This is a genomic window from Neorhizobium petrolearium (genome assembly GCF_029854435.1).
Taxonomy (GTDB): domain Bacteria; phylum Pseudomonadota; class Alphaproteobacteria; order Rhizobiales; family Rhizobiaceae; genus Neorhizobium; species Neorhizobium petrolearium.
The window spans coordinates 681,381-707,352 of record NZ_CP123000.1 but is presented as its reverse complement, the minus strand read 5'-3'; the positions used below and the strand labels follow the sequence as shown (position 1 = coordinate 707,352).

At 61.2% G+C, this 25,972-nt stretch carries 31 protein-coding genes; 13 read left to right on the top strand and 18 right to left on the bottom strand.

Going from position 1 to position 25,972, the window contains the following annotated elements; genetic code table 11:
* Positions 1-2 precede the first annotated feature (2 nt).
* Positions 3-887 (bottom strand): alpha/beta fold hydrolase, encoded by an 885-nt coding sequence (locus tag QEO92_RS03605; protein WP_227705075.1) that lies wholly within the window; start codon positions 885-887, stop codon positions 3-5.
* A 193-nt stretch (positions 888-1,080) separates the two neighbouring features.
* Here QEO92_RS03605 and QEO92_RS03600 point away from each other — a divergent pair, with 193 nt between their 5' ends.
* Positions 1,081-1,803 carry a gamma-glutamylcyclotransferase gene (locus QEO92_RS03600; RefSeq protein WP_227702193.1) on the top strand — a complete coding sequence of 241 codons (723 nt, stop codon included), beginning with the start codon at positions 1,081-1,083 and terminating at the stop codon, positions 1,801-1,803.
* Positions 1,804-1,910: 107 nt separating this feature from the next.
* Positions 1,911-2,570 carry a glutathione S-transferase family protein gene (locus QEO92_RS03595; RefSeq protein ID WP_227702192.1) on the top strand — a complete coding sequence of 220 codons (660 nt, stop codon included), beginning with the start codon at positions 1,911-1,913 and terminating at the stop codon, positions 2,568-2,570.
* 12 nt (positions 2,571-2,582) lie between these two features.
* On the opposite strand, the gene QEO92_RS03590 is transcribed toward QEO92_RS03595, so the two are convergent.
* On the bottom strand, positions 2,583-2,918 hold the full coding sequence (locus tag QEO92_RS03590; protein WP_227702191.1) for a hypothetical protein: 336 nt from the start codon (positions 2,916-2,918) through the stop codon (positions 2,583-2,585).
* Between the two features lie 85 nt (positions 2,919-3,003).
* Positions 3,004-3,897, bottom strand: coding sequence for a LysR family transcriptional regulator (locus QEO92_RS03585; RefSeq protein WP_037157781.1), 894 nt, complete (start codon positions 3,895-3,897; stop codon positions 3,004-3,006).
* Positions 3,898-4,101: 204 nt separating this feature from the next.
* Here QEO92_RS03585 and QEO92_RS03580 point away from each other — a divergent pair, with 204 nt between their 5' ends.
* The 4 genes from QEO92_RS03580 (at position 4,102) to QEO92_RS03565 (ending at position 8,810) form a co-directional block, all read left to right on the top strand.
* Positions 4,102-5,292, top strand: coding sequence for an MFS transporter (locus tag QEO92_RS03580; protein ID WP_227702190.1), 1,191 nt, complete (start codon positions 4,102-4,104; stop codon positions 5,290-5,292).
* A 24-nt stretch (positions 5,293-5,316) separates the two neighbouring features.
* Positions 5,317-6,354 carry an aldo/keto reductase gene (locus tag QEO92_RS03575; protein ID WP_227702189.1) on the top strand — a complete coding sequence of 346 codons (1,038 nt, stop codon included), beginning with the start codon at positions 5,317-5,319 and terminating at the stop codon, positions 6,352-6,354.
* 140 nt (positions 6,355-6,494) lie between these two features.
* Positions 6,495-7,322, top strand: coding sequence for an aldo/keto reductase (locus tag QEO92_RS03570; protein ID WP_037157790.1), 828 nt, complete (start codon positions 6,495-6,497; stop codon positions 7,320-7,322).
* Positions 7,323-7,511: 189 nt separating this feature from the next.
* Complete coding sequence (locus QEO92_RS03565; protein ID WP_227702188.1) at positions 7,512-8,810, top strand: alpha/beta hydrolase; 1,299 nt, start codon at positions 7,512-7,514, stop codon at positions 8,808-8,810.
* 56 nt (positions 8,811-8,866) lie between these two features.
* On the opposite strand, the gene QEO92_RS03560 is transcribed toward QEO92_RS03565, so the two are convergent.
* From QEO92_RS03560 to QEO92_RS03550, 3 genes are all read right to left on the bottom strand, one after another.
* Positions 8,867-10,258, bottom strand: a complete 1,392-nt coding sequence (locus tag QEO92_RS03560) for an Ig-like domain-containing protein (protein ID WP_265105660.1) — start codon at positions 10,256-10,258, stop codon at positions 8,867-8,869.
* Between the two features lie 150 nt (positions 10,259-10,408).
* Complete coding sequence (corA, locus tag QEO92_RS03555; RefSeq protein WP_227702187.1) at positions 10,409-11,422, bottom strand: magnesium/cobalt transporter CorA; 1,014 nt, start codon at positions 11,420-11,422, stop codon at positions 10,409-10,411.
* Positions 11,423-11,648: 226 nt separating this feature from the next.
* On the bottom strand, positions 11,649-12,038 hold the full coding sequence (locus tag QEO92_RS03550; protein WP_227702186.1) for a hypothetical protein: 390 nt from the start codon (positions 12,036-12,038) through the stop codon (positions 11,649-11,651).
* A 246-nt stretch (positions 12,039-12,284) separates the two neighbouring features.
* Here QEO92_RS03550 and QEO92_RS03545 point away from each other — a divergent pair, with 246 nt between their 5' ends.
* Positions 12,285-13,829 carry a helicase HerA-like C-terminal domain-containing protein gene (locus QEO92_RS03545; RefSeq protein ID WP_227702185.1) on the top strand — a complete coding sequence of 515 codons (1,545 nt, stop codon included), beginning with the start codon at positions 12,285-12,287 and terminating at the stop codon, positions 13,827-13,829.
* 107 nt (positions 13,830-13,936) lie between these two features.
* On the opposite strand, the gene QEO92_RS03540 is transcribed toward QEO92_RS03545, so the two are convergent.
* From QEO92_RS03540 to QEO92_RS03525, 4 genes are all read right to left on the bottom strand, one after another.
* Positions 13,937-14,239, bottom strand: coding sequence for an alkylphosphonate utilization protein (locus tag QEO92_RS03540; RefSeq protein WP_210049667.1), 303 nt, complete (start codon positions 14,237-14,239; stop codon positions 13,937-13,939).
* Positions 14,240-14,320: 81 nt separating this feature from the next.
* Positions 14,321-15,130: a VOC family protein gene (locus tag QEO92_RS03535; RefSeq protein WP_227702184.1), complete on the bottom strand. Its 810-nt coding sequence runs from the start codon at positions 15,128-15,130 to the stop codon at positions 14,321-14,323.
* 39 nt (positions 15,131-15,169) lie between these two features.
* The gene (locus tag QEO92_RS03530) at positions 15,170-15,640 is read right to left on the bottom strand and encodes a DUF1579 domain-containing protein (RefSeq protein WP_227705074.1); all 471 of its coding nucleotides are present in this window, start codon (positions 15,638-15,640) and stop codon (positions 15,170-15,172) included.
* A 44-nt stretch (positions 15,641-15,684) separates the two neighbouring features.
* On the bottom strand, positions 15,685-16,446 hold the full coding sequence (locus QEO92_RS03525) for a DUF899 domain-containing protein (protein ID WP_227702183.1): 762 nt from the start codon (positions 16,444-16,446) through the stop codon (positions 15,685-15,687).
* Positions 16,447-16,496: 50 nt separating this feature from the next.
* Here QEO92_RS03525 and QEO92_RS03520 point away from each other — a divergent pair, with 50 nt between their 5' ends.
* From QEO92_RS03520 to QEO92_RS03510, 3 genes are all read left to right on the top strand, one after another.
* Entirely contained in the window at positions 16,497-16,982 is a 486-nt protein-coding gene (locus QEO92_RS03520) for a MarR family winged helix-turn-helix transcriptional regulator (RefSeq protein WP_227702182.1), read from the top strand.
* Between the two features lie 229 nt (positions 16,983-17,211).
* The gene (locus QEO92_RS03515; protein ID WP_280107488.1) at positions 17,212-17,916 is read left to right on the top strand and encodes an aldo/keto reductase; all 705 of its coding nucleotides are present in this window, start codon (positions 17,212-17,214) and stop codon (positions 17,914-17,916) included.
* On the top strand, positions 17,913-19,460 hold the full coding sequence (locus tag QEO92_RS03510; protein WP_227702180.1) for a GMC oxidoreductase: 1,548 nt from the start codon (positions 17,913-17,915) through the stop codon (positions 19,458-19,460). The genes QEO92_RS03515 and QEO92_RS03510 overlap by 4 nt, the downstream gene beginning before the upstream one ends.
* Positions 19,461-19,584: 124 nt before the next feature.
* Here the strand turns inward: QEO92_RS03510 and QEO92_RS03505 are convergent, their stop codons facing one another.
* Positions 19,585-20,007, bottom strand: coding sequence for an organic hydroperoxide resistance protein (locus QEO92_RS03505; RefSeq protein WP_227702179.1), 423 nt, complete (start codon positions 20,005-20,007; stop codon positions 19,585-19,587).
* A gap of 140 nt (positions 20,008-20,147) precedes the next feature.
* Here QEO92_RS03505 and QEO92_RS03500 point away from each other — a divergent pair, with 140 nt between their 5' ends.
* From QEO92_RS03500 to QEO92_RS03490, 3 genes are all read left to right on the top strand, one after another.
* The gene (locus tag QEO92_RS03500) at positions 20,148-20,609 is read left to right on the top strand and encodes a MarR family winged helix-turn-helix transcriptional regulator (protein ID WP_227702178.1); all 462 of its coding nucleotides are present in this window, start codon (positions 20,148-20,150) and stop codon (positions 20,607-20,609) included.
* Positions 20,610-20,686: 77 nt separating this feature from the next.
* The gene (locus tag QEO92_RS03495; protein ID WP_227702177.1) at positions 20,687-20,893 is read left to right on the top strand and encodes a class I SAM-dependent methyltransferase; all 207 of its coding nucleotides are present in this window, start codon (positions 20,687-20,689) and stop codon (positions 20,891-20,893) included.
* Positions 20,894-20,899: 6 nt separating this feature from the next.
* Positions 20,900-21,466, top strand: a complete 567-nt coding sequence (locus QEO92_RS03490; RefSeq protein ID WP_227702176.1) for a class I SAM-dependent methyltransferase — start codon at positions 20,900-20,902, stop codon at positions 21,464-21,466.
* Positions 21,467-21,481: 15 nt separating this feature from the next.
* On the opposite strand, the gene QEO92_RS03485 is transcribed toward QEO92_RS03490, so the two are convergent.
* From QEO92_RS03485 to QEO92_RS03455, 7 genes are all read right to left on the bottom strand, one after another.
* Positions 21,482-21,889, bottom strand: a complete 408-nt coding sequence (locus tag QEO92_RS03485; protein ID WP_227702175.1) for a DUF6766 family protein — start codon at positions 21,887-21,889, stop codon at positions 21,482-21,484.
* A 60-nt stretch (positions 21,890-21,949) separates the two neighbouring features.
* Positions 21,950-22,102 (bottom strand): hypothetical protein, encoded by a 153-nt coding sequence (locus QEO92_RS03480; RefSeq protein ID WP_161784809.1) that lies wholly within the window; start codon positions 22,100-22,102, stop codon positions 21,950-21,952.
* 56 nt (positions 22,103-22,158) lie between these two features.
* Positions 22,159-22,881, bottom strand: a complete 723-nt coding sequence (locus tag QEO92_RS03475; RefSeq protein ID WP_037157833.1) for a L,D-transpeptidase — start codon at positions 22,879-22,881, stop codon at positions 22,159-22,161.
* Positions 22,882-23,105: 224 nt separating this feature from the next.
* Positions 23,106-23,930, bottom strand: a complete 825-nt coding sequence (locus tag QEO92_RS03470) for a L,D-transpeptidase (RefSeq protein ID WP_227702174.1) — start codon at positions 23,928-23,930, stop codon at positions 23,106-23,108.
* Positions 23,931-24,008: 78 nt separating this feature from the next.
* Positions 24,009-24,728 (bottom strand): nucleotidyl transferase AbiEii/AbiGii toxin family protein, encoded by a 720-nt coding sequence (locus QEO92_RS03465; RefSeq protein WP_227702173.1) that lies wholly within the window; start codon positions 24,726-24,728, stop codon positions 24,009-24,011.
* On the bottom strand, positions 24,728-24,952 hold the full coding sequence (locus QEO92_RS03460) for a hypothetical protein (protein ID WP_227702172.1): 225 nt from the start codon (positions 24,950-24,952) through the stop codon (positions 24,728-24,730). The genes QEO92_RS03465 and QEO92_RS03460 overlap by 1 nt, the downstream gene beginning before the upstream one ends.
* Before the next feature lie 62 nt (positions 24,953-25,014).
* On the bottom strand, positions 25,015-25,968 hold the full coding sequence (locus tag QEO92_RS03455; protein ID WP_227702171.1) for an alpha/beta hydrolase family protein: 954 nt from the start codon (positions 25,966-25,968) through the stop codon (positions 25,015-25,017).
* Positions 25,969-25,972: the final 4 nt, after the last annotated feature.

The following is a 25,972-nucleotide window of genomic DNA, read 5'->3' as shown; positions in this document are numbered from 1 at the left end:
TTTCAGGCCGCGTGAACCCGGCCGAGGAAGCCGCGAATGAACGGGGCCACCTCATTCAGGCTGGTTTCGAGCAGCCAATGGCCGCCATCGAGCAGATGCAGTTCCGCATTCGGCAGATCCCCCAGGAATGCGCGGGCGGATTGTTCCGGCATGTAACCATCCTGCGGCCCCCAGACGATCAAGGTCGGCGGCTGATGATCCCGCAGATATTGCTGATAACGAGGGAACCATCCGACATTCTCACGAAGACCCGCAATGATATCGACGGCGATCTCGCGGCGACGATCGTCCATCAGCGACCAGTGCAGTTTCCAGAGATCGGGCGAAATGCGTTCGGCAAGCTCCGGCCGGACGTCGTTGAGGAATTCCTCCCTGAAGCCCTCCTCGCTGACCGCGTCGGCAATCTCGCGTCGTCCCTCCGGCGTCGGGTTGCGCCAGTATTCCTGCAGTCCGGCATATTTCGGGCCAAGCACATCCTCATAGATATCGCCGTTCTGGATGATCAGGGCGGCGATCTTTTCCGGCCGCTTGATCGCCAGCCGGAGGCCGATCTGCGAGCCGAAATCATGAAGATAGATGGCGAATCGGCCGAGGCCGAACTTATCCGTAAACCTATCGAGGAAATCGGCAAAGCCGTCGAAATCGTAGCGGAAACTTTCCGGCGTGTCGGAGTAGCCGCATCCCGGGAAATCCGGCGCCACGAGATGCCAGCGGTCGGCGAAAAGCGGCATCAGCTCACGGAATTCATAGGACGAGCAGGGGTAGCCATGCGGGAGAAGCAGGGCCGGCGCACCCTTTCTTCCCGCCTCGCGATAGAACACCTTCATGCCATCGAGGTCGAGTTGCCTGTGCTTTACCCGCACAAGGTCCAGGCCGGCATCGGTCATCGTTTCCATGATCCTGTCTCCGTCATGATCCCCTCAAACTGTCTTTCAGCCTGAGACATTCCGTGACCATTTTATGGCAAGGCGGACGACAATATCCGGCGGTGCAGCAAAACGGATTGACTTGGACAAGGCTCGCCTGCACTCTCCGGCTTCCCTATTTTTCGTCGCACTGCCCGGAAAACCGCTCAGGACCATGCCGAAAAACCACGTCATGTCGCTCACGCAGGAGCTGGTCGATCTCTGTTTCCGCGAAGAGGCCGATCCCGGCCCGCCGCCGACCTGGGAACCACTCAATGACGCGGATTACGCCTCGCTGGCGGATCAGTTTACCGAAGCGCTCGGCGACAGGCCCCTGTGGATCTTCGCCTACGGATCACTGATCTGGAAACCCGGCTTCGATTCGGTCGCGTGCCAGCGCGCGACCCTCCATGGCTGGCACCGTTCCTTCTCGCTGCGGATCGAGCGCGGCCGCGGCACGCCGGATCAGCCCGGCCTGATGATGATGCTGTCACGCGGCGGGCGCTGCGACGGGGTGATCTATCAGGTCGCCGAGGAGGAGAAGCGCATCCAGATGGAAAAAGCGCTGCGCCGCGAGGTCAGCAACCGTGAAGGCCTCGGCTCGATGCGCTGGATGCCGGTGAAGACGCAAGGCGGCGAAACGATCCGCGCGCTGGTCTTCTGGGCCGGAGGAACAAGCCGGCGGATCATTCGCCCGCTTCTGCCGCTCCACGACGTGGCGCCGGTCCTTGCGCGCGCCTGCGGACATCGCGGCTCCTGCGCCGAATATCTCTACAACACCGTCGTGCATCTCGCGGAATTCGGCATCCGCGACCGCAACCTCTGGCGGCTGCAGGAACTCGTGGCCAGGGAAATCCGGGCGCTGCATGTGCGAGAGGCGGTTGGCGCAGAGGGTTGAAGGGTCGGAATTGGACCAAGCACGACCCGCATAAACCGGTTGCAAAGCCAGAGCAGTTGCGATATCCATCAACCGATTTCGTTTTGCAATCGGTCCGGGAGGCCGTCATGCGTCCGATCCTCTATTCGCACCCTTTTTCGTCCTATTGCCAGAAGGTGCTTGCCGCACTCTATGAGAACGGCACCGAATTCGATACCCGCATGCTGGGGCCGGAAGACCCATCGGCCTATGAGGAACTGTGCAAGCTATGGCCGGTCAAGCGTTTCCCGATGCTGGTGGACAAGGGCAAGCCGGTCTTCGAGGCGACGATCATCATCGAGTATCTGCAGGTGCATTATCCAGGGCCGCTGAAACTCATTCCCGACGATCCGGATCAGGCAATTGAAGTGCGCATGCTCGACCGCGTCTTCGACAACTACATTTCCACGCCCCAGCAGAAGGTCGTCTTCAATGCGCTCCGCCCCGAGGACAAACGGGATCCTTACGGCGTGGAAGAGGCGCTTAACATGCTGGACGCCGCCTATGGCTGGCTCGACCAGCGTATGGCAAACCGCGAATGGGCAGCGGGCGATACGTTCAGCCTTGCCGATTGCGCCGCGGCGCCGTCGCTCTTCTACGCCGACTGGACGCATGAAATCGGCGAGCGCTTCGCCAATGTGCGGGCCTATCGCAGCCGGCTGCTCGCCCGTCCCTCGTTTGCCCGCGCCGTGGACGAGGCGCGGCCCTACCGCCCGTTCTTTCCGCTCGGCGCGCCCGATCGGGATTGAGGGAAACCAGGATCAGAAATCGCTGTCGGCCACAACCACGTGGCCGTTCATCGCCGCCCAGATTCTCCAGACTTCACGGCGCAGGACCGCGCTCGGGCGCACGCCGCCGCTGCCGTAGTTCTTGTACTTGTCGCGATAGGCCTCGATGAAGACGGTAACCGCCTCCATGACATCGGCGTGCTGATCCATCTTGCGACGCAACTGCTCCCGTTCGGAATGGAGAATTTCAAAGCTCTGGATCAGCAGCCGCAGGTCCTCCATGGGCACGCTGAGATGCGGACGTTCCGACGAATCGGCGCTTACTTCCGCCCGGATGCGGGCCAGAACCTGGTTCAATTGTTCGGACATGGCGAGAATCTCCTGTCCCATTGGATTCCCGAAGAAAATCGGCCAAACCGTGGCACGAATGCGGCAATGACGACACACCTGGTCGTCAAAGTCGTGCAGCCAGGAAATCGATATAGGCGCGGATGCGCACCGCCAGATGCTCATGGCCGGCATAGACGGCGTGGATCTGCTCGATATCCTCTGGATTGAAATCCTCCAGGACCGGTACGAGACGGCCTGCCGCGATATCCGGCTCCACATGGAAGCGCCCGACGCGGCCGATGCCGAGCCCGTCTAGGCAGAACTGGCGGATGATCGAGCCGCTGCTCGCCTTCAGATTTCCCGAGACGGGAAGGATGTCGCGCCGTCCCGTCTGCGGATCACGAAACGGCCAGCCTTCGACCGCTCTTCTGAAGTTGAAATTGATGCAATTGTGATGGATGAGCTCGTCCGGTGTCTTCGGAAGCCCATGTCTTTCCAGGTATTCCGGCGAGGCCATGACCACCTGCCGGCTTTCACCGAGCTTTCGCGCCATCAGGGATGAATCCCTGAGTTGTCCATGGCGGATGGCGATGTCGACCCGCTCGCGGATGAGATCGACGATGTCGTCCGTGAGCGTGATATCGAGCTGCACATCCGGGAAAAGCCGCTGGAATTCGCCCGCCAGCGGCAGGATGTAGCGCTCGCCGAAACCGACCGAGGCGTTGATCGACAGAGGTCCGCGCGGCAGCATGCGCCCTCCCCCGGACACGACTTCCTCCGTATCGGCGATTTCGGCCAGGATGCGCTGGGCGCGGGCGAGATAGGTCTCGCCCTCGGGAGTGAGCTGCAGGAGCCGGGTGGAGCGGACGACGAGGCGCGTGCCGAGCCGGTTTTCCAGCCGCGTGACGAGCTTGCTCACCGCCGACGGCGAGAGCTTCAGCTTCCGCCCCGCCGCGGAAAAGCTCTTGAGCTCAGCCGCGAGCACGAAGACTTCCATTTCACCGGCACGGTTGTCCATGTTTGTCCTTCGCTTTCCGCTCGACGATCTTAACCATGGTGCCGTGCCCCCCCTCTGGCACGACCTACATTATTATCTGTGACTTCATTTCACAAATGATTATCCGCTTATGCGGCTACACAGGCAAGTGCCCCGCGCCGATATTGCGCCGCATCAATTCATCCTTCCTCCCAAGGATCATTTCCCAACCAAGGGGACCGCACCATGCCACTTGCTCTTTATGCCCTGACAGCCGGCGCCTTCGGGATCGGCGTCACGGAATTCGTCATCATGGGCCTGCTTCTGGAGGTCAGCGCCGATCTCGGCGTGTCGATCTCGGCGGCCGGCCTGCTCATCTCCGGTTATGCGCTCGGCGTCGTCATCGGCGCACCGCTGCTCGGCGCGATCGCCGGCAAATGGTCGAAGAAGACGCTGCTGATGAGCCTGATGGTGGTCTTCACCATCGGCAACCTCGCCTGTGCGCTTGCGCCCGACTACTGGACGCTGATGGCCGCCCGCGTTCTCACCGCCTTTGCGCATGCCTCATTCTTCGGTGTCGGCTCGGTGGTCGCCACCAGCCTCGTCGCGCCCAACAAGAAGGCGTCTGCCATCGCCGTCATGTTCACCGGCCTGACGGTCGCCAATATTCTCGGCGTGCCCTTTGGCACCTGGCTCGGCCAGGCCTATGGCTGGCGCTCCACCTTCTTCGCCGTCACACTGATCGGCATCGTCGCGCTTGCCGTCATCGTGGCCCTCGTGCCGAAAGACAAGGCAGCAACCGGCGATCAAGAGGAGGCTTCGCAGGGCGTCGCCGCCGTGCTCGGCCGCCGCGCCGTGCTGCTCGGCCTGCTGACCACCGTGCTCTCCTGGGTCGGCGTCTTCGCGGGTTTCACCTATGTCGCCCCGATCCTGACCGAGATCACCGGCTTTTCCGAAGCCGCAGTCTCGCCCATCCTGCTCGTCTTCGGCGGCGGGCTGGTGGTGGGCAACCTTCTGGGCGGCTGGCTCGCCGACCGCCATCTCCTGCCGACCGTCATCGGCAGCCTGCTGGCGCTTTCGGCCGTGCTTCTCGCCATGACCGCCGCGATCCACCAGCCGGTTCTTGCCGTCATCGCCATCGGCCTGTTCGGCGCGGCGGCGTTTGCCACCGTCGCACCGCTGCAGATGTGGGTGCTGCAGAAGGCGGAAGGCGCCGGACAGGGCCTTGCCTCCTCCTTCAACATCGCCGCCTTCAACCTCGGCAACGCGATCGGCGCCTGGCTCGGCGGCGCCGTGATCGACCACGGCCCCGGTCTCGGCGCGGTCACATTCGTCGCCGGCCTCGTGCCGCTCGCGGCGCTCGCCGTCGCGATTTTCGCGATCCGGCTCGACCGGCGCAATGCGGAAGCCGCTGCCCTCGCCTGCCCGGCTGAATAGCCTCCTCAAACAAGGACCACGACCATGGAATACCGCAATCTCGGCGCATCCGGCCTCAAGGTGCCGGTCCTCAGTTTCGGAGCCGGCACGTTCGGCGGCTCCGGCCCGCTCTTCAGCCACTGGGGAACCACGGATGTCGAGGAAGCCCGCCGCCTCGTCGACATCTGCCTCGAAGCCGGCGTCAACCTGTTCGACACGGCGGACGTCTATTCACACGGCGCTTCGGAGGAAGTGCTTGGCGAGGCCATCAAGGGCCGCCGCGACGCCGTGCTGATCTCCACCAAGGCAAGCCTGCCGACCGGCGACGGGCCGAACGACTGGGGCTCCTCGCGGCTCCGGTTGATCCGTTCCGTCGAGGCCGCGCTGAAGCGGCTCGGCACCGACCATATCGACATTTTCCAGCTCCATGCCTTCGATGCCTCGACGCCTGTAGAGGAAGTGGTTTCGACCCTCGACCGGCTCGTCGCTGACGGCAAGCTGCGTTACATCGGCGTTTCCAACTTCTCCGGCTGGCAGATCATGAAATCGCTCGCAGCCGCAGAAAAACACGGCTGGACCCGCTATGTGGCGAACCAGGTCTATTATTCGCTGGTCGGCCGCGACTACGAATGGGACCTGATGCCGCTCGGCGCCGACCAGGGGCTCGGCGCGCTGGTCTGGAGCCCGCTCGGCTGGGGGCGGCTGACCGGCAAGATCAGCCGGAGCAAGCCGATCCCGGACGGAAGCCGGCTGCACGAAACCGCAAGCTTCGGCCCGCCGGTCGATGACGAACTGCTCTACCGCGTGGTCGATGCGCTGGAAGAGGTCGCCGTGGAAACGGAAAAGACCGTGCCGCAGGTAGCGATCAACTGGCTCGTCGGACGGCCGACCGTCTCCTCCGTGATCATCGGCGCCCGCACCGAGGAACAGCTTCGCCAGAACCTCGGTGCGGTCGGCTGGTCGCTGACGAAGGAGCAGGTCGAAAAGCTCGATGCCGCAAGTGCCGTCACCGCTCCCTATCCACATTTCCCCTATCGCCGGCAGGAGGGCTTTGCCCGCCTCGACCCGCCGATGGCCGGGTGACCGGCATCATAAAAATCAGGACAATCCCATAGGCGCTTGCCCTACCAAAACACGGAGGTTGATCCCTCTAAGAATCGGTCCATCTAGTAAGGGCCTCATTTGCCCGCCCGCGCGCCGGGCGTTCCACAGGAGTTCTGTCCATGTTCACAGTCAGCGCCAACGGCGCCAATATCCCTGCCCTCGGTTTCGGCACATTCCGCATGCCCGATTCGGACGTGGCTCGCGTGCTGCCCGAAGCACTGAAGCTCGGCTTCCGGCATGTCGATACCGCGCAGATCTACGGCAATGAAGCGGCCGTCGGCGAGGTGCTCGCCAATTCCGGCATTCCGCGCGCCGATATCTTCCTCACCACCAAGGTCTGGGTCGACCGGGTGGGCCACGATGCTTTCATCGCTTCGGTCGACGAGAGCCTGAAGAAGCTGAAGACCGACCATGTCGACCTCCTGCTGCTCCACTGGCCGCAGAGCGAGATGCCGCTTGCCGACCGGATCGGCGCATTGAACGCGCTCGTGAAGGCCGGCAAGGTGAAGAATATCGGCGTTTCCAATTTCTCGACCGCCCTGATGGCGGAGGCCGTCAAGCTTTCCGACGCGCCGCTCGCCACCAACCAGGTGGAATACCATCCCTATCTCGACCAGACCAAGGTCCTGGCCGAAGCCCGCAAGCACGGCATGTCGGTAACCGCCTATTACCTGATGGCCGACGGCAAGGTGCCGAGCGACCCGCTTCTGAAGGAGATCGGCGCCAGACACGGCAAGACGGCCGCACAAGTCGTGCTCCGCTGGGCGATCCAGCAGAAGGACGTCGTGGCGCTTTCCAAGACCGCGACCGTTTCCCGGCTCCCGGAAAACTTCGACGTCTTCGATTTTGCGCTGTCGCTCGACGAGATGGAGGCGATCCATGGCCTTGCGAAGCCAAACGGCCGCATCGTCAATCCGGGACATCTCGCACCGAAGTGGGATGATTGACCTCCCGATTTGACGATCATCAAAAAACGGATGGGTGAAAAACCACCCATCCGTACACTCTGTTGGGAAGAATACCAAACATTCGCAGGTGCGGAATCGCTCTCGACCTCAAATGTTGCTCAATACAGAGATTGCCTCCCTCTCCGCCCACCGCATAAGTTCCAACCGTGGAGTAGGAGGAGACTTTCCATGTATTTCAAGATGCTAATGGCTTCGGTGGCCCTCGCCGCCGTCATATCTTCGCCTGTGTCCGCGCAGGAAAAGAAGGAGTGCCCGGCTTCGCTTCCGAAAGGAACGGAGTGCTTCGCCGGCGCCGATGAGAACGGCGCCTTCTACTGGATTGCCAGGCCTCAGAACTGGAACGGCATTCTCGTGGTGCATTCGCATGGCGGGCCGCGCACCGCCAAGCCCAAGCCGGATGATGCCGTCGAGGATCTCGAGCGCTTCGCCGTAACCGTTGAGGAGGGTTATGCCTGGGCGGGCTCCAACTATCGCCGGCCGGGCTATGGCGTGCGGATGGCGGCTGAGGACACCGACAACGTCCGCAAGGTTGCCGAGAAGCTGCTCGGCGAGCCACGGCTGACCCTGTTGCACGGCCAGTCCTGGGGCGGCAATGTCGCCGCCAAGACCGCCGAACTCTATGCGCTCGATGCAAACGGCAGGACGAATTACGACGGCGTGGTGCTGACCAGCGGCGTGCTTGGCGGCGGCACCGGCTCCTATGGCTTCCGTGCTGATCTTCGCGCCGTCTACCAGTATTACTGCAGGAACCATCCGCGTCCCGAAGAGGCTCAGTACCCCGTCTGGCAAGGCCTCCCAAAAGACGGAAAAATGGCTCGTGCGGAACTCGAAAAGCGCGTCGACGAATGCACTGGCGTCTCGCTCGCCAAAGACAAGCGCTCACCGGAGCAGGCGAAAAACCTCGCCAACATCCTTGCCGTCACGAAGGTGCCGGAGCGTAGTCTCGTCGGGCATCTCGCCTGGTCTACCAATCTCTTCCAGGACATCGTCTGGCGACGGCTCGACGGGCAGAATCCCTTCGACAATTCGAAGACGGTCTATTCCGGCTCGGATGACGATGCGGCTCTCAACAAGGGCGTCGAGCGGTTCAGCGCCGATGCCAAAGCGCGGCGGCTGCTCGCCTACGATGCCGACCTCACCGGCATGATCGTCGCGCCGACGATTTCCATGCACGCCATGGACGACCCGACAGCCTTCGTGGGGCTGGAAGCGCAATATCGCGAGACAGTCGCGAAGGCCGGCAATGCCGATCTGCTGGTCCAGACCTTCACCGACGAAAACCAGCATAGCAAGCTCTCGACGCCGCAATATGCGGCGATCTTCGCCGCCATGGTGGAATGGATCGAGAAAGGCAAGAAGCCCACCCGCACGTCGATCGCAGACGGCTGCAAGGCGGCCAGCAGCCGCTACAACAACGAACCGTGCCGGTTCGTCGTGGACTTCGAGCCACAGGTGGCGGGCAAGTAGGAATAGGCGAATTCACGAGCGGTTGCCGGCATGCCGAAGACCGCTCGTGAGCCGTGCTAGACGATATAGAAGTCGTCGGCGACAAGCGGGGTGCCGTCGTCCACGGTCGCAAAGATCACCGCTGCCGCGTCGCCGGAACCGTCCGCATCGAACATCAGACGGCCGGAGCAGTCATCGTAGATGATCCGATCATCTTCCTCCACGGCCGCCCTGCCCTGCGCAAAAGCGCCTGTATCCAGCGCGCCGGGCGCAAGGCCCGCGAAAGCCCAGCTATCGAGCTGGATGACATCATTCGTAGAAGAGAAGTCCGTTACTTTATCGTAATTCGCCCGACCGAGGAGGTCGAACAGGAAGGTGTCGCCGCCGTCCCCGCCTGCCAGGGTATCGCGGCCGGCTCCGCCGGACAGAATATCGTCGCCGGCGCCTCCGTAGAGGCAGTCCCTTCCCGCGCCGCCGATGATCTCGTCATCGCCCGCGCGGCCGCGCAGATGGTCATCACCCATTCCGCCATCGAGCAGATCGCCGAACCGGCTGCCGGTGATCCGGTCGTTGCCGCCCAATGCAGCGACAAGCATCGGATGATCCTCGGCACTGTAGCTGACGACGTCTCTCGCCTCGGTGAGCGTGATCTCTTCCGGCGGCGGTTCGACCGTGATGGTGATGGTCGCCAGATTGCTGTTGCCCTGGCCGTCGGTGGCGTAAACGGTAAACGTGTCGGTTCCGATGAAGCCGGGAGCGGGGGTATAGTCGAAGATATTGCCGCTCAGATAATCCTGGTGATGGTGCAGGCTGCCCCCGTAACTGCCTTGTGGAAAGGGGTAATAGCCGGCGTCATATTGCGTCTCCTGCCCCAGCATGCCGTGATCCGGGGCGTCAACCACAATGAAGCTCAAAAGGTCGTAATCGATATCCGAGGCACTGAACCGGACATCGACCAGGGATTCTCCCGGCAAAAGGGTGAAGTCGAGATCGCTGACGGTCGGCACATGGTTGACGAACGTATCGGGTTCAATCACGCCGTTTTCCAGGATGATCTGGTGCTGGCCGTACTGAGTGTTCTGCCCGCCGTAATATTCGTTGGCGCCGAGCCAGGTCACAGTGATGTCGTCTGGATCGACCGCCATGACCGAAATGATCTCGGTCGAAAGATAGGCGGCCTGGGCGGACAGGGCGCGGATAAAGTTGCCTTCGTTGTCAAAAACGAATGTTTCCAGCGTCGTGAAAAGCTCGGTCCTGCCGTCGTTGGTAAAGGTCGTGACGGTAAAGAAGCCGTCGAAGACATCGACCGAAGCCAGGTCGACCCACCCAAAAGGATAATCCGTGCGCGCGCCTGTCGGTCCGAGCACGTCTCCATCGGTTTCCGTTATGTTGAAAAGGATCGCGTCCGGGCTCTGGTTCTCACTGTCTTCCCATATTTCAAGCTCGCTGCCATTGCTCAAGGTAGGCATCGTATTCCTCCATGATCAGGGAAAAGGGTCTGCAGACATCCCAGCCAGGAGGGGAAATAGGCCGGCGCGCAAGCCGATCAAGCCTCGGCTCGAGGGCTGGACGTCTCCGCCAGCCCCCACCGTTACCAGCTTACCTGCCGGCCTCTTCTGTCAGAGCCAGCCCTTCCGCTTGAAATAGACATAGGGCATGATCATGGAGACGATCATCAGACCGATCGCCGCCGGATAACCGTAGTGCCACTGCAGCTCCGGCTGGTAGGCGAAGTTCATGCCGTAGACCGAAGCGACCAGCGTCGGCGGCAGGAATACCACCGCCGCCACAGAGAAGATCTTGATGATCTGGTTCTGCTCCAGGTTGATCAGCCCCAGCGTCGCATCCAGCAGGAAATTGATCTTGCCCGACAGGAAGGCGGAATGGTCACCGAGCGAGGTCGCGTCCCGCTGAAGCAGCTTCAGGCGCTGGCGCAGTTCCTTCGAGAGCTTGCGGTCGACGCCGTCGAGTGCTGCGTAATAGGCCACCACTCGGCTGACGCTGACGAGGCTTTCCCGCACGACGGTGATGAACTCGCCCTTCTGACCGACTTCGCGGATCAGTTCCTGCAGGTCGCGCGTCTTCTTGTCGGCCTTCGCCGCCTTGGCGCTGAAGATGCTCTGCGAGATCTGGTCGATCTCGGTGCCGAGCCGTTCCAGCGTATCGGCCATGCGGTCGATGATCGCCTCGACCAGCCCCGTCATGATGAGTTCGCCGCTCGCAGAATGCAGCCCTGCCCCGTTCGGCTTGCGGGCACGGGCGAGGAAGGCATCGAACGGGCGCGGTTCGGCATGACGCACGGTGACGAGAACCTGACCCTTGACGATGAAGGTGACCGGCACCTTGCGCGGCGTGCCGGCATCCGGCCGGGTCAGCACCGTCATGGTCATGAACTCGGCGCCGTCCTCCTGGTAAAGACGGGCGGAAAGCTCGATATCCTCCATCTCGTCGATACTCGGCACAGCGATGCCGAGGGTCTCGCCGACCGTGCGTTCCTCTTCAGGGGTGGGATTGATCAGGTCGTACCAGACAACGGCCAGCGCACCGTCCGCAACCGGCGCCGGCGCGACGACCGGCAGATCGGACGCGACCGGCACAAGACGATCGAGGTCATAGGCGTGGATACGCAGCATAGCGGCTCCTTTCGGACCATCGGTCCCTCAGGAGCGCGTATCCTTGAAAAGAAGGATCAGAGCCCCGAAGAGACAGGTCGGTATGTTGACGTCGAACTTCGACTGTCGGGGTTCATCTCTCTTGTCCTTTGAAAGAGCGACACCCGGACGGGTGCCGCTTCGCCGTTGAAATGTGCCTTAACAGGCCAAAAGTCAATGGCTTTTCTGTCGTGGCCGCGTCGCTGCCTCAGACGAACTGGGAGAGGCCCGGAACCGACGCGACGACCGTGTCGACCACCTCGTCGCCGGCATGTTCGCGGGCAACCGCGATCGTCTCCTTGGCAAGCGCGGTAATCTCGCCCATGCCGAGCCCCTGGCTCATCAACTGCTGGCCGAGCGCCATGACGCCGCCGCCGAAGCTTGCCATCAGCCCGCCGAGCAGGCCGCCGCTTCCCTCACCCTCGCCGTTGAACTGGGCCACCAGTTCCGGAGCGCCGGGAATCGCCTCGATCATCCGGGCGACGGCGCCGTCATCGGCTTCCCGCTGCAGGAAACCGAGCATCATGCCGATCGCCTTTTCAGCAACCTCCGGAGTAATTCCGACATTCTCGGCAACACGGGAGACCAGTTCGTTCATCGCTCTATCCTCTGTTTTTGACGTTAACGTCAACGTAAAGCAACCATCCAGCAAACTCAAGCCGGACCTGAGCCGGGCACAAGCCCCGGCGCTTTTCAGTTTTCACGGCAGAATCAACGCCGGAGACGTTGTTGCCGTTCGGCTCTATCCTTATAAGGGCATTACAAGAGTATTACGATGGACGGATGAAAGCGGCGCAGCCGGACGGGACGGAATGCCGCACGACATGGCAGGAGACGCAACCGCATGGACGATACGGCAAAGCTCTTTATCGGCGGCAGCCGCAATCCGGACGATTCACTCAACAAGGCTGAATATCTGGAACTGAAGTTCGGCAACCGCCACGGCCTCGTCACCGGCGCCACCGGCACGGGCAAGACGGTGTCACTGCAAATCCTGGCGGAAGGCTTTTCAAAAGCCGGCGTGCCCGTCTTCGCCGCCGACATCAAGGGTGACCTTTCCGGCATCGCGATGAAGGGCGAGCCGAAAGATTTCCTGCTGAAGCGCGCCGAGGCGATCGGCCTTACCGACTACGAATTCGAACAGTTCCCGGTGATCTTCTGGGACCTCTTCGGCGAAAAAGGCCACCGGGTGCGCACCACGATCGCCGAGATGGGGCCGCTGCTCCTCTCAAGGCTGATGGACGCCTCCGAGCCGCAGGAAGGCGTCATCAACATCGCCTTCAAGATCGCCGACGAGGCCGGGATGCCGCTGCTCGACCTCAAGGATTTCACCGCGCTGCTCAACTACATGGCGGAAAACGCGAACGCGCTTTCCAGCCAGTTCGGGCTCATTTCGAAGACTTCGGTCGCCTCGATCCAGCGCGCGCTGCTGGTGCTGGAACAGCAGGGTGCCGAGCATTTCTTCGGCGAGCCGGCGCTGAAGATCTCCGACATCATGCGCACGACCAATAATGGTTATGGGCAGATTTCGGTACTCGCCGCCGACAAGCTGATGATGAACCCGCGGCTCTATGCGACCTTCCTCCTCTGGCTGTTGTCAGAGCTCTTCGAGGAACTGCCGGAAGTGGGCGACCCCGACAAGCCGAAGCTCGTCTTCTTCTTCGACGAGGCGCATCTGCTTTTCGACGACGCGCCGAAAGTGCTGATCGAGCGGGTCGAGCAGGTCGTCCGGCTTATCCGATCCAAGGGGGTCGGCGTCTATTTCGTCACCCAGAACCCGCTCGACGTGCCGGAAAGCGTGCTCGCCCAGCTCGGCAACCGCGTGCAGCATGCGCTGCGCGCCTATACGCCGCGCGAACAGAAGGCGGTGAAGACGGCTGCCGACACCTTCCGCCCCAACCCTGCTTTCGACTGCGCTGAGGCGATCACCAATCTCGGCACCGGCGAGGCGCTGGTCTCCACGCTTGAAGGCAAGGGCGCACCTTCGATTGTGGAACGCACGCTCGTCCGCCCGCCGGCCAGCCGCATCGGCGCAATCACCGACCAGGAACGGCAGGCCATCATCGACAAGAGCCCTGTGCTCGGCGTCTATGACGAGGATCTGGACCGCGAATCCGCATTCGAAATGCTTTCGGCACGCGCCAAGCAGGCGGCCGATGCAGCCGCCGCGAAAGAGAAGAAGGACGACGCGGAGGCATCCGCGGGTTCCGGCTGGACGCTGCCGGGCTTTGGCACCGACGACGACAATCGGGGCGCCGCGAAGCCGCGCCGTTCCGGATACCAGCGCGAAACGGTCGTCGAGGCGGCGATGAAGAGCGTCGCGCGCACGGTCGCGACCCAGGTCGGCCGGGCGCTGGTGCGCGGCATTCTCGGAAGCTTGAAGCGGTAGGTGCGCCGAGACGCACGCAAGGTGCAGGGCAACTTACCCCTCTGCCCGGCAGGGCAGAGGGGTAGAGGCGGATTGCGTCTCAGATCAGCCAGGGCTTCGACCAGCCCTCACCGTTTGCGGACGAATTCCGTGCGCAGCACGAGACCCTTGATCGTGTCGTGGCGGCAGTCGATCTCTTCGGGATTTTCGGTCAGCCGGATCGACCGGATGACCGTGCCCTGTTTCAGGGTCTGATTGGCGCCCTTGACCTTCAGGTCCTTGATGAGGGTGACGGAATCGCCGTCCTTCAGGACGTTTCCGGACGCGTCGCGGACCTCGGCGGCCGCCTGGGCGGCGGCAGCCATTTCCGAAGCCGGGCGCCATTCGCCCGTCACCTCGTCATAGACGTATTCGTCGTCATCGCCTGCCATGGGCGTCTCTCCTGAAGCCAGAACCGGTTGAATGGCTGCCCGCTTACAGGAGCCGGGAGAGCCGCACAAGCCCTGCGGCATTTACCGCTTCGGCGCGACGAGCGAGAAATGGGCCCCCTGAGGATCGACGCAATTGACGATCCAGCTTCCGCCGGGAACCTCCATCGGGCCGTTGACGATCTTGCCATCGCCGGCGGTGACGCGCCCGATCGCCGCATCGATCGCCTCGACATTGAAGTAATAGCTCCAGCAGGCCATCGGCATGTCGGCCGGCTTGGTCATCATGCCGCCGACCGGACGGCCGTTGTGGGAGAAGATCTTGTAGACGCCCATCGGCCCCATGTCGAAGTCGTGATCGAGCGTCCAGCCGAACATCTTCGAATAGAAGTCGAAAGCTTCCTGGCCGTTGCCGGCATAGAGTTCGCGCCAGCCGACATTGCCGACCGCTTCCGGCGCCAATTCCTGCGGAGGGCTTTCCATCGGCAACGGCGTCATGATGCAGATGACGGCGCCATGCGGATCGGCGACGACCGCGAAACGGCCAACGCCCGGAATATCCTCCGGCTCGCGCTGCACGCGACCGCCATTTTCCGCAAAATCCTTCGCCGTCCGGTCGACGTCGTCGATTGCGACGTAGCCGGTCCAGTTCGGCGGGATCTTGCCTTCGAGCTCCGGCGGGAAATTCATCATGCCGCCGATGCCGGGGCAATTATCGCCCTCCCCCATTTCGAACAGGAAATAGGACATGCCCGGCATGCTTGCGTCTTTCACCTTCCAGCCGACCACCGACGAATAGAACTTGCCGGCGGCATCGGTGTCGGGCGTCATCAACTCACACCAGATGAATTTGCCATGGGTCTCGGAACGAGACCCTGAAGCGGTCTGCAACATGATTGTTTCCTCCGTGAGATAGGTTCGACGCAGGCAAGCTCAGCGCTTGCGGGTGTATTGCGCTTCCATGAACTGCTTCCAGGTGCCATCCGGCTGTTTGGCGCTGGAATTGAAGGTGCGGTGATCGTCATCCTTGAAGATGATCTGCTCGCGATATTCGCCGGTCTTGCCCGGTTCCGCGAAATCAGGACCGGTCGTGTAGAGGCTGAGCGTCGTGCCGTCCGCGGAAACCTCGCCCTCATAGACCCACAAATAAGCCATCATGGAGCCGATCCAGCTTCCGACATATTTGCCCCTGGCCGGATCGTAGCCGAGAGTGAGCATGGTGGTGGCGGCTCCTCCGCCTTGTGGCATGTTGCCGTTGCCCTCGGCGACGAACCAGATGCCGTGCAGCGAACGAACCACTTCCACCCATTTCTCGTCGCTACCCATGTCCGGCGAGCTGACTTCCCAGATGCCAACCATCCTTTCAAGAAAGCCGTGCTCGGCCTGTGGCTTGGCCAATTCCATTTCCATTATCGCTCCTCCTTGATGACGACCGATGATGAGCCAGCTTAATGGCAACAGGATGAACCCGCCTCCGGCTTCTGTTCATACTCGTCGTGGCGCTTGACGAAATTCATCGTCGAGCTCTCGTTGCGGCCGAGCGGCGCGCGATCGAGGATCATCAGCGTACCGATCATCTCCTCGCCGCCCCGGGCATAGCTCGAATAGGTGTGGAACACCTCGCCTTTCTCATTCTTGTAGAAAGCCGAAAGGCCCGGCAATTCATCATGCGCCTGTTCCGGGGGGATGGCGGAGAAATTGTAGAAGACTTTGTCCTTCGCAAGATCCTCCTTCGTGAAGGAGACGTGGAAATCGAAATTGAAATCCGAACCGAAGGACGAAACCCAGGGAAATTTCCAACCCATCCGCTTCTTGTAGGCCTCGATCTTGTCGAGCGGCGCGCGGGCGACCGCGACAAAGGTAACATCGTGATTGTTCAAGTGCGGCAGCGTTCCGTCGATATGATCCGACAGGAAAGAACAGCCGGGGCAGCCGGCATCCCATTCCGGACCGAGCATGAAATGATAGATGATCAACTGGCTGCGGCCGTCGAAAAGCTCGGCCAGCGTCTTCCTGCCCGTCGGCGTATCAAAGACGTAGTCCTTGTCCATCTTCACCCAGGGTAGCGCCTGGCGTTCAGCGCGCACCTTGTCGCGCAGATGGGTCTCCTCTTTCTCCATCGCCAGGAGCTTGCGACGCGCCTCCAGCCATTCCTCGCGAGATACGATCGAATTTTCTGGCGGATTCTTCGGCGAAACGGTGACGTCCATCATGTCCTCCCTTGCTTGACACGGTACGTTGATATCAACATAATAATTCCATGCTGTCAAACCCGACTCATCCGGCCTCGTCCACCATCGAAGCCATCCCTTTTTCGACGACATTGCATGTTCGCGATACCTGCCTTTGCCTTCACGTGCAGCGGGCGGCGCGAGCACTGGCGCGCCGTTTCGACAATGCAATGAAGCCGATCGGGCTCACCAGCGGGCAGTTTTCGATGATGATGGCGCTGAACCGGCCGCAGCCGGCAACCATGAGCCAGGTCGCAAGCGTGCTCGCGATGGACCGCACGACCTTGACGGCGGCCTTGAAGGTGCTCGAACGGCGCGGCCTCATCGAAACCGGAACCGATCCGAAGGACCGGCGCGGCAAGCTCCTGCGGCTGACGAATGACGGGATGACCATGCTTTCCGCCGCATTGCCGATCTGGACGCGCGTGCATGCCGAGATCGACGCCGAGCTTAACGAGAGCTTCGGCGACGACGAGCCGAACCGGCTGAGAAAGACGCTGAACGGGATCAGGTAGAAAGGCGATACGGCAGCCATCGGGACACTATCGCAAGGCGCATGGGTCCGTTTATTTTTCAATGAAATTTCACTGGACTTAAACAAAATCTCAGGCAGGCTGACGAGGTGTATTTGGAGATATAAATTTGAAGCAAGTAGTCATTCCTGGGATCAATTTACGTTGCTCGCGTTTTATTCTCGGAACCGCATCCCTTTTTAACGCCGGACGACCGGCTACTCGTTATCGGTTGCTGAAGGCTGCGGTTGACGCCGGCTTCACCCATTTCGATACCGCGCCATATTACGGCTTCGGCGCAGCCGAGCGGGATCTGAAGCAGGTGCTGTACGAGCATCCCGCTCTGACTGTCACGACAAAGGTCGGCATCTATTCGCCGGGCGGAGAAGCACAGCCAGATGCGCTGATCTTCCTACGCAAAGCGGCCGGCAGGGTTATAAAGCCCATATCCGCCCCCACCAAGACCTTCGACCTGGCAAGAGCCAAAGTCGCTCTGGAACGAAGCCTCAAACGGCTCGGAAGGGACCGCATCGACGTCTACACGCTTCACGAGCCGGACCCTGGCACAGTCCGTACCGACGAATGGCTCCGATGGCTCGAGGATTGCGTGAAAGCCGGGAAGGTCAAAAACTTCGGCCTTGCAAGCACGGCAGACAAGATAGCACCGATTGCCGAGCACTGCGTAGCCCTTTGCCAATATGTACAGGTTCTGGACAGCCTGGAAAACCGCGAAGCCGATGCGTTGTCGCGATATGGCCTGCCCATGCAGGTGACCTACGGCTATGTGAGCGGTGCCCGCAGCAGCGGCAACCATGCAAGTGTGGAAAATATCCTCATGGATGCATTGCGGCGGAACCGGTCGGGAGCCGTGATCGTCAGCACGCTCCGCCCGGAACGCTTGCCGCAATATGCCCGCATCGCCGAGTCCGTTGCATGATCAAGGATTTGAGCGGCGTCGGTCGGCTGGAAGCCAAGGCGGATATCCTGGTTATCGGCGGGGGAACGACAGGACTGCTTGTCAGTGTATGGCTGGCTGAAGCCGGGCATAATGTGATCTGCCTGGAGTCCGGCGGTTTCCACCAGAATGCGGAAGAACATCCGCTCAACGAAGTCGTACATCTGAAATCCATTTATGATGGAGCCGCCCACGGCAGGTTCCGATGCATTGGCGGCACGTCCACCAGATGGGGCGGAGCCCTTATCCCCTTTCAGAACGAAGATCTTGAGATGGCCAAATGGCCTGTGACCATGGAAGATCTTCGTCCGTTCATCCCTTTGGTGGAAAATGTCTTCGGTCTGGCCCAGGGCGATTACGAATTGGCGGACTTGTCGTCGACAACCCACACGGCCCGTCTGGCGAAATGGCCACCCTTCAAGAAGCGGAACATTTACAACCTTACGAGGGATCGGCTGGAAATCTTGCCAAACCTCGAAGTGTGGCTCAATGCGACCGTCACCGATTTCTCTCTCGATGGCTCCATGCTGCGGAAGATTACGGCAAAGACCCTGTCCGGCGACGAGCTGTCGGTTTCAGCCGATCGCTCCATCATATCCGCGGGCGCGATCGAAACGACGAGGCTCGCCCTGCTCATGGATGCGCAGCACAAGGGCATCATTTCCGTTCGCTCTCCCGAACTTGGCCGGAATTTCTGCGATCATCTGTCCACGCCCGTCGGCGAGATCGTCGCCTCCGCTTTCTCGGAACTCAATCAGCATGTCGGCTTCCGTTTCGAGAAGAACGGAACGATGCGCAACCTGCGCTTTGAACTGGGAGGCGATAGCGACCTGAGAGCAAAAATACGACCAAGCTTTGCGCATATCGCCTTCGAGACTGATGGAAAGGGCGGCTTCGACGTATTGCGCGGCGTCTTCCGTTCATTGCAAAAGAGGCGCCTGCCTGCCGCAAGTGACATCATGGGACTGGTTAGGACCGCACCATGGTTGGTCCGGGCGGTCTGGTCGCGCTATTACCGCAAACGCCTGCTTTTTCCGGACGGCGCCAAGCTCCCTTTGCATATGGTCATCGAGCAGGAACCCAGCGTCGAAAATCGCATCTCGCTTTCATCGGATCGGCGGGATGCATTCGGCAATCCGCTTGCGGTCATTTCCTGGGAAGTAACAGAAAGAGACAAGCAGAACCTGACCCGTTCGGTAGACGCTTTCGAGGCCATGTGGGGCAAGCTTTCTTTGTCGGCGATCACCCGTTTCAGGCGGATGGGCGCCGGGCAGGCGGAAGCAGCCCTGGCGCGCGGAGGAGGAATCTATCACCCGACCGGCTCGACCCGCATGGCCGCCACTGAAAAAGAAGGCGTGGTTGACGCCGATCTCAAGGTTTTCGCGGTGCCGAATGTGCAACTCCTTTCCACATCCGTACTCCCGACCGGTGGCGGCGCGAACCCGACAATGATGTTGCTGCTGCTTGCCGCACGCTGCGTCTCGCAGATCGGTCGCAAAGAAGTGACTGCTAACGCCGAAGGTTGACATTCGCCCGAACAGCAGACTGCCCGCAGCATCGCTACGGGCAGTCTGTTTCCGGGTTGTGCCGGTTTCGGATCGCTGAACATCGGAGCCGCAAATCTCGGAAACTTCGCTGATATCAAGCCGATCAGGCGACCGAGACCGGAACCTCGGTCGACGTGCGCATGGCGTGGCTGTAGGGGCAGACAATATGCGCCTTGGCAACGAGGTCTTCAGCGATCGAGCGCTCGACGCCAGGAATATCGACCGAGAGCGAGACTTCGATGCCGAAGCCGCCGCCATCTTCGCGCGGACCGATGCCGACGGTTGCCGTCACCTTCGCATCGTCGGGGATCTTCACCTTTTCCTTGCCGGCGACGAATTTCAGCGCGCCCAGGAAGCAGGCGGAATAGCCGGCAGCAAAAAGCTGCTCCGGATTGGTGCCGGTGGCACCGTCGCCGCCAAGTTCCTTCGGAACAGTGAGGTTTACATCGAGAACACCGTCTGCGGAACGGGCATGGCCGGCACGGCCGCCGGTGGCGGAAGCCCTGGTCGTGTAGAGAATGGGCATCTTCAAACTCCCTTCGGTATATATTGCTCGCAATTCAATTGCGCACAATCTAATTACGCGCATTGCAATCGGACGTCAAGCCTGCGAAAATGCAAACTCGGAAAAAGATAGAGCACAGATGCGTGAAGACAGGACCGGCCATGCAGAAAACCGCACGCGATTCGCAGAATTTCGAAATCAAGCTCGATGCGCAGCTCTGCTTTGCGATCTATGGTGCTGCGCATGCCTTCAACCGGACCTATAAGCCGCTGCTCGAGCCGCTGGGGCTCACCTATCCGCAATATCTGGTGATGATCGCGCTCTGGGAAGAAGACGGCCAGCCCGTGAAAGCGATCGGCGACCGGCTGGGGCTTGATTCCGGCACGCTCTCCCCGCTTCTCAAGCGGCTGGAGCAGGCCGGGTTCGTCGCCCGCAAACGGGACCGCGACGACGAGCGCCAGGTCAGGATTTCGCTCACGGGAAAAGGCGCCGAGCTCAAGAACGAGGCCGCCAACGTAACGGAAGCGATCGGCAAGGCCCTCGGCTGCGGCCTCGATGAAGCCGCGGCACTCCGCGACGGACTGGTGGCGCTCAAGGAGAGGTTATTGAGTGCGTGCGGATGAAGACGGAACTGTCATCCGTTTGACAAAGCTCCGGGGTAGCTATCGATCTTCGACTGCAGCAACAAAAGCGGGCTTTCATGAGCAAACGTGCCGGAGCTTCCTTCGAGGAAGCCGATGTCGTCGAAAACTACCCATACCGGCCGCCATATCCCGATGCCGTCTTCGAAAAACTTCTCGATATCGCCCCCGAACGGTCTACCCTTCTCGATATCGGTTGCGGTCCAGGCAAGATTTCCCGACCTCTCGTCAGGTATTTCGAAAAGGTCACAGCAGTCGATCCGTAGCGGCAGATGCTCACACTCGGCCAATCGCTTGCCGGCGGCGATGCGCCGAACCTGCACTGGATCGAAGGGTTTGCGGAGGATTTTCCGATCGGCGATGAGCGATTCGACCTGACGGTCGCGGCCGCCAGCGTCCACTGGATGGATCATGCGAGACTCTTCCCGCGGCTTGCGGCCCATGCCAATCCTGGCCATAGGTTTGCCGTGGTCTCCGGCGATACGCCCTTTGAGCCACCTTGGGAAACCGATTGGCGCGCGTTTCTCACGAAATGGGTGCCGGCGCTCACCGGCCGGCCATTCGATCCCGACCGGCAGGCTGACGAATGGGCGCGCTACCAAGCCTACCTCGACCTTGAAGGCGACGCGTTCCTCCTCTCGGCGCCCTTTCAGCAGAGCGTAGCCGATTTCATTCGCTGCCAGCATTCGCGGGATACGTTCGCTCCCTCAAAACTGGGTTCGCGCAATGCCGTATTCGATGCGGAACTCAGGGAAATCCTCATCCCCTATGCCAGCGATGGGACGCTCACCTTTGCTGTCCATACGAGAGTTGTCTGGGGCATCATCAAGACCGGTTAAGATCATCACGCCGGATTATGTCTTGTGCGCTTCGGGCTCATCCGTATGGCGGCCGGAATAGCGCTCATCCAGTTCCCGGATGACGCCGTCACCGTCCACCGGGTCCACCCTGCGCAGGATGACGTCGATCTTCGCCTCCAGCCGGTCGGAGCCCTCCTTGGATTGCGGCGAGCCCAGGAACAGGAAAAACGCCAAGCCGCCGACCTGCCACAGGAGCTGCAGGAATTCGGACTGCCAGTTCTCAAAGGTATCCCGCAGCATTTCCATCAGGTAACCCGAAAACTCGACCGCCTGCCCGTGTTCCACCTGTTCCTGAACGAAGGCGAACCAGCCGAACAGCCAGTGCCCGATCAGACTGAAAATGAAAAACGCCATCGTGATCCAGGCGTAGCTGTAAGCCCGCCATAGTGAGTTCTGCTGCATGGGCTCCTCCGAATCGCTTCCGCTTCAACGAGGGAGTTCCGGAGGAGGTTCCCGCAAAGGTCAGGCCATCACGAGATGAGCCGCCACGATCCGTTCGCTCCAGCGGCGGCGGGTATCCGCACAGGCGTATCCTTTTCTCGCAGATCGGCGATCCCGGTGCGGAAATTGCGCGGAGACCAGGCGTTTGACGAGCGCAGCATCGATTTCGAGCACGGGCGGCACCTCCTCCGTCACCAGATGGGTTCCGTTCAGGCTGATCTCAGGTCTGCTTACTGCCAGACCACCACACGCGCCTTCTGGGGCACGCGTTCGTAGAGATCGATAATGTCCTGGTTCATCAGGCGAACGCAGCCGGAAGAAACGGCCTTGCCGATCGAGTTCCATTCCGGCGAGCCGTGCAGGCGATAGAGCGTGTCCTGGCCGTTCTGAAAAATATAGAGCGCGCGGGCGCCGAGGGGATTTGTAAGCCCCGGCGGCATGCCGCCATTGTCCGCCGAATATTTCGCAAGCTCCGGCTGGCGGGCGATCATGTCGTTCGGCGGGGTCCATTTCGGCCATTTCTGACGCCATTGGATGACGCCTTCGCCGGACCAGGCGAAGCCTTCGCGCCCGATGCCGACACCATAGCGCATCGCCGAGCCGCCGGGCTCGACGAGATACAGGAAGCGGGACGGCGTATCCACGACCACGGTGCCGGGACGCTCGCCGGTCGGATCAAGAACGCGCTGGCGATAGTAGCGGGGATTGATCTGCTGATAAGGAATGGCCGGAATGACAAAACCGCCATCGACCACCGTGCCGTACATCTGATCCAGTTCCGGGCTGCTGCCGGGCAGGATAGCCGGCCGGCGGACGCTGCCTCCCTCCCGATAGGTGATCATCGTGTCGCCCGGCCCAGGCGCCGTCGAAGCACAGCCGGCCAAGGTCGAGGCCGTGCCGACGCCCAGGAGGGACAGGAAGCCCCGGCGGGAATAGAGAGTTTTATGGATCATGTGTGGAGGACCGCTCGATCGAAACGCCTGAACTCAAAAAAAGCATACTTCAACGGAAGGGCGGCTGAAAGGTTCCGAATCCCTGCCGTGGCGTTCGAGCATAGGTCTGCGATAATTAAGCAACTGTTCACAATATGAACACGATGTCTCAAACCGATGGGATGGAACGCGAAGGGAGCAGCCGAAACCGCCCCCCTGGACAATTCCACATCCCTTCCTGCGGTTCAGATGACGACGATCGGCGTGCCTGACGGAACCCGGTCGAAGAGATCGATGACATCCTGATTGAACATGCGCACGCAGCCGGATGACGTCGCCTTGCCGACCGATTGCCAATCCGGCGTACCATGGACGCGATAGAGCGTGTCCTTGCCATCCTTGTAGATATAGAGCGCCCGGGCGCCGAGCGGATTGTTGAGGCCCGGATTGTAACCGCCTTCGGAAGCGGCAAACTTGCGCAGTTCCGGCTGGCGGGCCACCATATCGTCGGGCGGCGTCCAGCGCGGCCACTTCGCCTTATGCTGGATGACGCCGCGGCCATGCCAGGAAAAGCCCGCCTTGCCGAGGCCTACGCCGTAACGGATCGCCTTGCCGCCCGGCTGGACGAAATAGAGGAAACGCTGCCGCGTATCGACGACGATCGTGCCGGGGGCCTCGCCGGTGCGATAATCGACCTCCTGGCGCAGGTATCGAGCATCGATTCGCGAATAGGGGACGGCCGGAAGCGTATGCCCCTCGTCGCGGACCACGCCATACAGGGTTCGATGCACGGGATTGGACACCGGCAGACCGTATGTCTGGTGGAAATCCGAAGGGTAGAGCTGGCGCCGCTGCGGGATCGCGCCCGGGGTCGGAGGCGGCTGGTTCGTCGGAGGATCGGCATAAGGGGGAACATAGAAGACCGGCGCCGTCTCCTGGACGAAGACGTCCGGGTTCATCCGGCTCGTATCGGTGACGAATGGCACCTGGCAGCCCGCCAATAGGACACCTGCCGCAAGAACGGAGGAAAGGCCAAGGATTCGGCGGAAAGGTCGAAGAGAAATCGGCATGAAACCCGCTTCCGGCAGATGATATCGGAAGAGAGATTGGCAAACGCGGCTGGCGCGAAGCTGGTGCAGGCGATCCGATCAGGATTCTGAGTCGGTCGGCAGTGGCCACAGTCGCGCAACTTCATCCCGCAGAAAAGAAATAGCTCGGGAAGCGATGTCTCGCTGCATCGTCAGGACATCGGCCGCCATGTCGCGTTCTCCGTCATCCTGCAATCGATCCACGACCCAGGCCAATTTCCGCTGTATGTCTGTACCGTAAGCCATTCTCGCCTTGTCGACTGCCTGCGCGGGAAACGGGCCGTGGCGTTCCATCAACATCCCGAGGTCGAAAGCATCCCGATAAGCCACCGAACGATCCTGACAGCGATCGGCATTGGCGAGGAGCTTTTCGGTAACCATATCCGCAGTGCTCAGGATCGGCACTCCCAGATCAGCATCTCTCACCCCATCCAGATCGACACGCCCTTCCCGGACGATTTCGAACCTGATCTGTTGCCCCTTGAATTCGAGCATCGTCCGGACGCCGTACTGATCGATCCGGAAATCGCGCAAAGCCTTCACGGGCTCGGGAAAAAATGCCCGGAGGCCTCGCTCCGCCGCGGCACTACGAAGTTCACGATACCCCTGTATCGAAGAGCAAAGGAAGTCGACATCCAACGACCGCCGGTATTCACCAAGCTTGAGGACGATCGCCGTCCCTCCGCCAAACCAGCAGCGGTTGGCCAGCAGATAATCGTGATCCATCAGTGACAACGCTTCGGCAATGACCCGGTGCTCGTGGTTCAGAAAAGTCTTCATCAGGACTTGAGCAATACGCCGTGGCCGAATTCGGCGACGAGATCGCGAATGAGATCGGCCTCCCGCGAGGTCAGGCGGTCCTCATCGACAAAACGCCAGTTGCGCTCGTAGATCGACAACACCTCCTCGGCCGGAATCGGACGCGCGGGGTCGCGGCTCCAGACAAGCTGTTTCAGCTCGGGATAATCTGCCGGAATGATCATGCGGCCTGCAACGATTTCCATTCCCGCAACATAGTGCGAAATATGTGGAAATGACAGGCCCAAGGCCTGCGGACAGCCGGATTTCAAGCCGCGATGCGGTTGAAGAAGCGGATGCTTTCGGCGACCGCGCCCGGCACGACGCCATTATGTGTGCCCGGCAGGGTCTTTGCCTCGATGGATAGGCCGGCTGAACGTGCCCTGTCCATCAGGAGCTGGTGGTCCTTGTCGAACGGCCGCTCCTCGCTGCCCCGCAACAGCAAGGTCGGGCATTTGAGGCTCGGGGCGAAACAGACCGAGGAGCGCATGATGAACTCTTTCGGATCGCTTTCATCAAAACGGATCTCGCCGCTGTAGCGACGGAAGTAGCGCCAGGCATCGACGCCGGCGGAAATCGGCACCGCTGCACGAAATTTCCGGCTCATCGCGGCGAGAAGTGCCAGCGTGCCGCCATTCGAATGGCCGGCGAGAAAAAAGCGGTTCCTGTCGATCCCCGGCAAGGACTCCAGATAGGTGGCCGCGGCGAGCACATCGGTTGTCTCGTCGTAGAAGCCTGAGTAGTTGCCCGCCTGGCCGTTCTCGCCCCTGAACGACGGCAGCATGACGACGAAACCGGCATCCGCATAAGGCTTCATCAGCTGCCAATGACCATCGCCGGTGGCATTGCCGCCATGCAGGAAAAGCACCGCCGGCTTGAGCTTCGACGACGGCTCGTAAGGGGATATCCAGGCGATCAGTTCGATCGAGCCCTGCGGACCGCCGTGGTAGAGGACACGCTTCGATCCGGCCGGCGTATCGAGCGGCGGAGCCTTTTCCGGCGAAGGACCCTTGCTGATCAGATTGGTCCGAAAACGCCGGCGGGCATCGGCATAATCCTCCCTTTCGAGCGGCGGAATCGCGGGTACCGGAAAGGCCGCACGCGCGGAGGCAGGCAGCATCACCGCAGCGGAAAGGCCGGCAGTGCCGGCGAGAAGCGCGCGGCGGGTCAGACCGCCATTCTCCGAGTTGTCTGAAATGGAAGAAATGCGGTCGTCTGCCATGCCT

Excerpts from the sequence above, each read along its gene's own strand:
- QEO92_RS03520 (WP_227702182.1), top strand. The coding sequence starts at position 16,497 with ATGCTGTCAAACCCGACTCATCCGGCCTCGTCCACCATCGAAGCCATC.
- QEO92_RS03570 (WP_037157790.1), top strand. The coding sequence starts at position 6,495 with ATGTTCACAGTCAGCGCCAACGGCGCCAATATCCCTGCCCTCGGTTTC.
- QEO92_RS03560 (WP_265105660.1), bottom strand. The coding sequence starts at position 10,258 with ATGCCTACCTTGAGCAATGGCAGCGAGCTTGAAATATGGGAAGACAGT.
- QEO92_RS03490 (WP_227702176.1), top strand. The coding sequence starts at position 20,900 with ATGCTCACACTCGGCCAATCGCTTGCCGGCGGCGATGCGCCGAACCTG.
- QEO92_RS03535 (WP_227702184.1), bottom strand. The coding sequence starts at position 15,130 with ATGTTGCAGACCGCTTCAGGGTCTCGTTCCGAGACCCATGGCAAATTC.
- QEO92_RS03455 (WP_227702171.1), bottom strand. The coding sequence starts at position 25,968 with ATGGCAGACGACCGCATTTCTTCCATTTCAGACAACTCGGAGAATGGC.
- QEO92_RS03565 (WP_227702188.1), top strand. The coding sequence starts at position 7,512 with ATGTATTTCAAGATGCTAATGGCTTCGGTGGCCCTCGCCGCCGTCATA.
- QEO92_RS03470 (WP_227702174.1), bottom strand. The coding sequence starts at position 23,930 with ATGCCGATTTCTCTTCGACCTTTCCGCCGAATCCTTGGCCTTTCCTCC.
- QEO92_RS03530 (WP_227705074.1), bottom strand. The coding sequence starts at position 15,640 with ATGGAATTGGCCAAGCCACAGGCCGAGCACGGCTTTCTTGAAAGGATG.
- QEO92_RS03585 (WP_037157781.1), bottom strand. The coding sequence starts at position 3,897 with ATGGACAACCGTGCCGGTGAAATGGAAGTCTTCGTGCTCGCGGCTGAG.
- QEO92_RS03500 (WP_227702178.1), top strand. The coding sequence starts at position 20,148 with ATGCAGAAAACCGCACGCGATTCGCAGAATTTCGAAATCAAGCTCGAT.
- QEO92_RS03575 (WP_227702189.1), top strand. The coding sequence starts at position 5,317 with ATGGAATACCGCAATCTCGGCGCATCCGGCCTCAAGGTGCCGGTCCTC.
- QEO92_RS03485 (WP_227702175.1), bottom strand. The coding sequence starts at position 21,889 with ATGCAGCAGAACTCACTATGGCGGGCTTACAGCTACGCCTGGATCACG.
- QEO92_RS03550 (WP_227702186.1), bottom strand. The coding sequence starts at position 12,038 with ATGAACGAACTGGTCTCCCGTGTTGCCGAGAATGTCGGAATTACTCCG.
- QEO92_RS03605 (WP_227705075.1), bottom strand. The coding sequence starts at position 887 with ATGACCGATGCCGGCCTGGACCTTGTGCGGGTAAAGCACAGGCAACTC.
- QEO92_RS03505 (WP_227702179.1), bottom strand. The coding sequence starts at position 20,007 with ATGCCCATTCTCTACACGACCAGGGCTTCCGCCACCGGCGGCCGTGCC.
- QEO92_RS03595 (WP_227702192.1), top strand. The coding sequence starts at position 1,911 with ATGCGTCCGATCCTCTATTCGCACCCTTTTTCGTCCTATTGCCAGAAG.
- corA (WP_227702187.1), bottom strand. The coding sequence starts at position 11,422 with ATGCTGCGTATCCACGCCTATGACCTCGATCGTCTTGTGCCGGTCGCG.
- QEO92_RS03510 (WP_227702180.1), top strand. The coding sequence starts at position 17,913 with ATGATCAAGGATTTGAGCGGCGTCGGTCGGCTGGAAGCCAAGGCGGAT.
- QEO92_RS03495 (WP_227702177.1), top strand. The coding sequence starts at position 20,687 with ATGAGCAAACGTGCCGGAGCTTCCTTCGAGGAAGCCGATGTCGTCGAA.
- QEO92_RS03525 (WP_227702183.1), bottom strand. The coding sequence starts at position 16,446 with ATGGACGTCACCGTTTCGCCGAAGAATCCGCCAGAAAATTCGATCGTA.
- QEO92_RS03475 (WP_037157833.1), bottom strand. The coding sequence starts at position 22,881 with ATGATCCATAAAACTCTCTATTCCCGCCGGGGCTTCCTGTCCCTCCTG.
- QEO92_RS03465 (WP_227702173.1), bottom strand. The coding sequence starts at position 24,728 with ATGAAGACTTTTCTGAACCACGAGCACCGGGTCATTGCCGAAGCGTTG.
- QEO92_RS03460 (WP_227702172.1), bottom strand. The coding sequence starts at position 24,952 with ATGGAAATCGTTGCAGGCCGCATGATCATTCCGGCAGATTATCCCGAG.
- QEO92_RS03545 (WP_227702185.1), top strand. The coding sequence starts at position 12,285 with ATGGACGATACGGCAAAGCTCTTTATCGGCGGCAGCCGCAATCCGGAC.
- QEO92_RS03600 (WP_227702193.1), top strand. The coding sequence starts at position 1,081 with ATGCCGAAAAACCACGTCATGTCGCTCACGCAGGAGCTGGTCGATCTC.
- QEO92_RS03590 (WP_227702191.1), bottom strand. The coding sequence starts at position 2,918 with ATGTCCGAACAATTGAACCAGGTTCTGGCCCGCATCCGGGCGGAAGTA.
- QEO92_RS03540 (WP_210049667.1), bottom strand. The coding sequence starts at position 14,239 with ATGGCAGGCGATGACGACGAATACGTCTATGACGAGGTGACGGGCGAA.
- QEO92_RS03580 (WP_227702190.1), top strand. The coding sequence starts at position 4,102 with ATGCCACTTGCTCTTTATGCCCTGACAGCCGGCGCCTTCGGGATCGGC.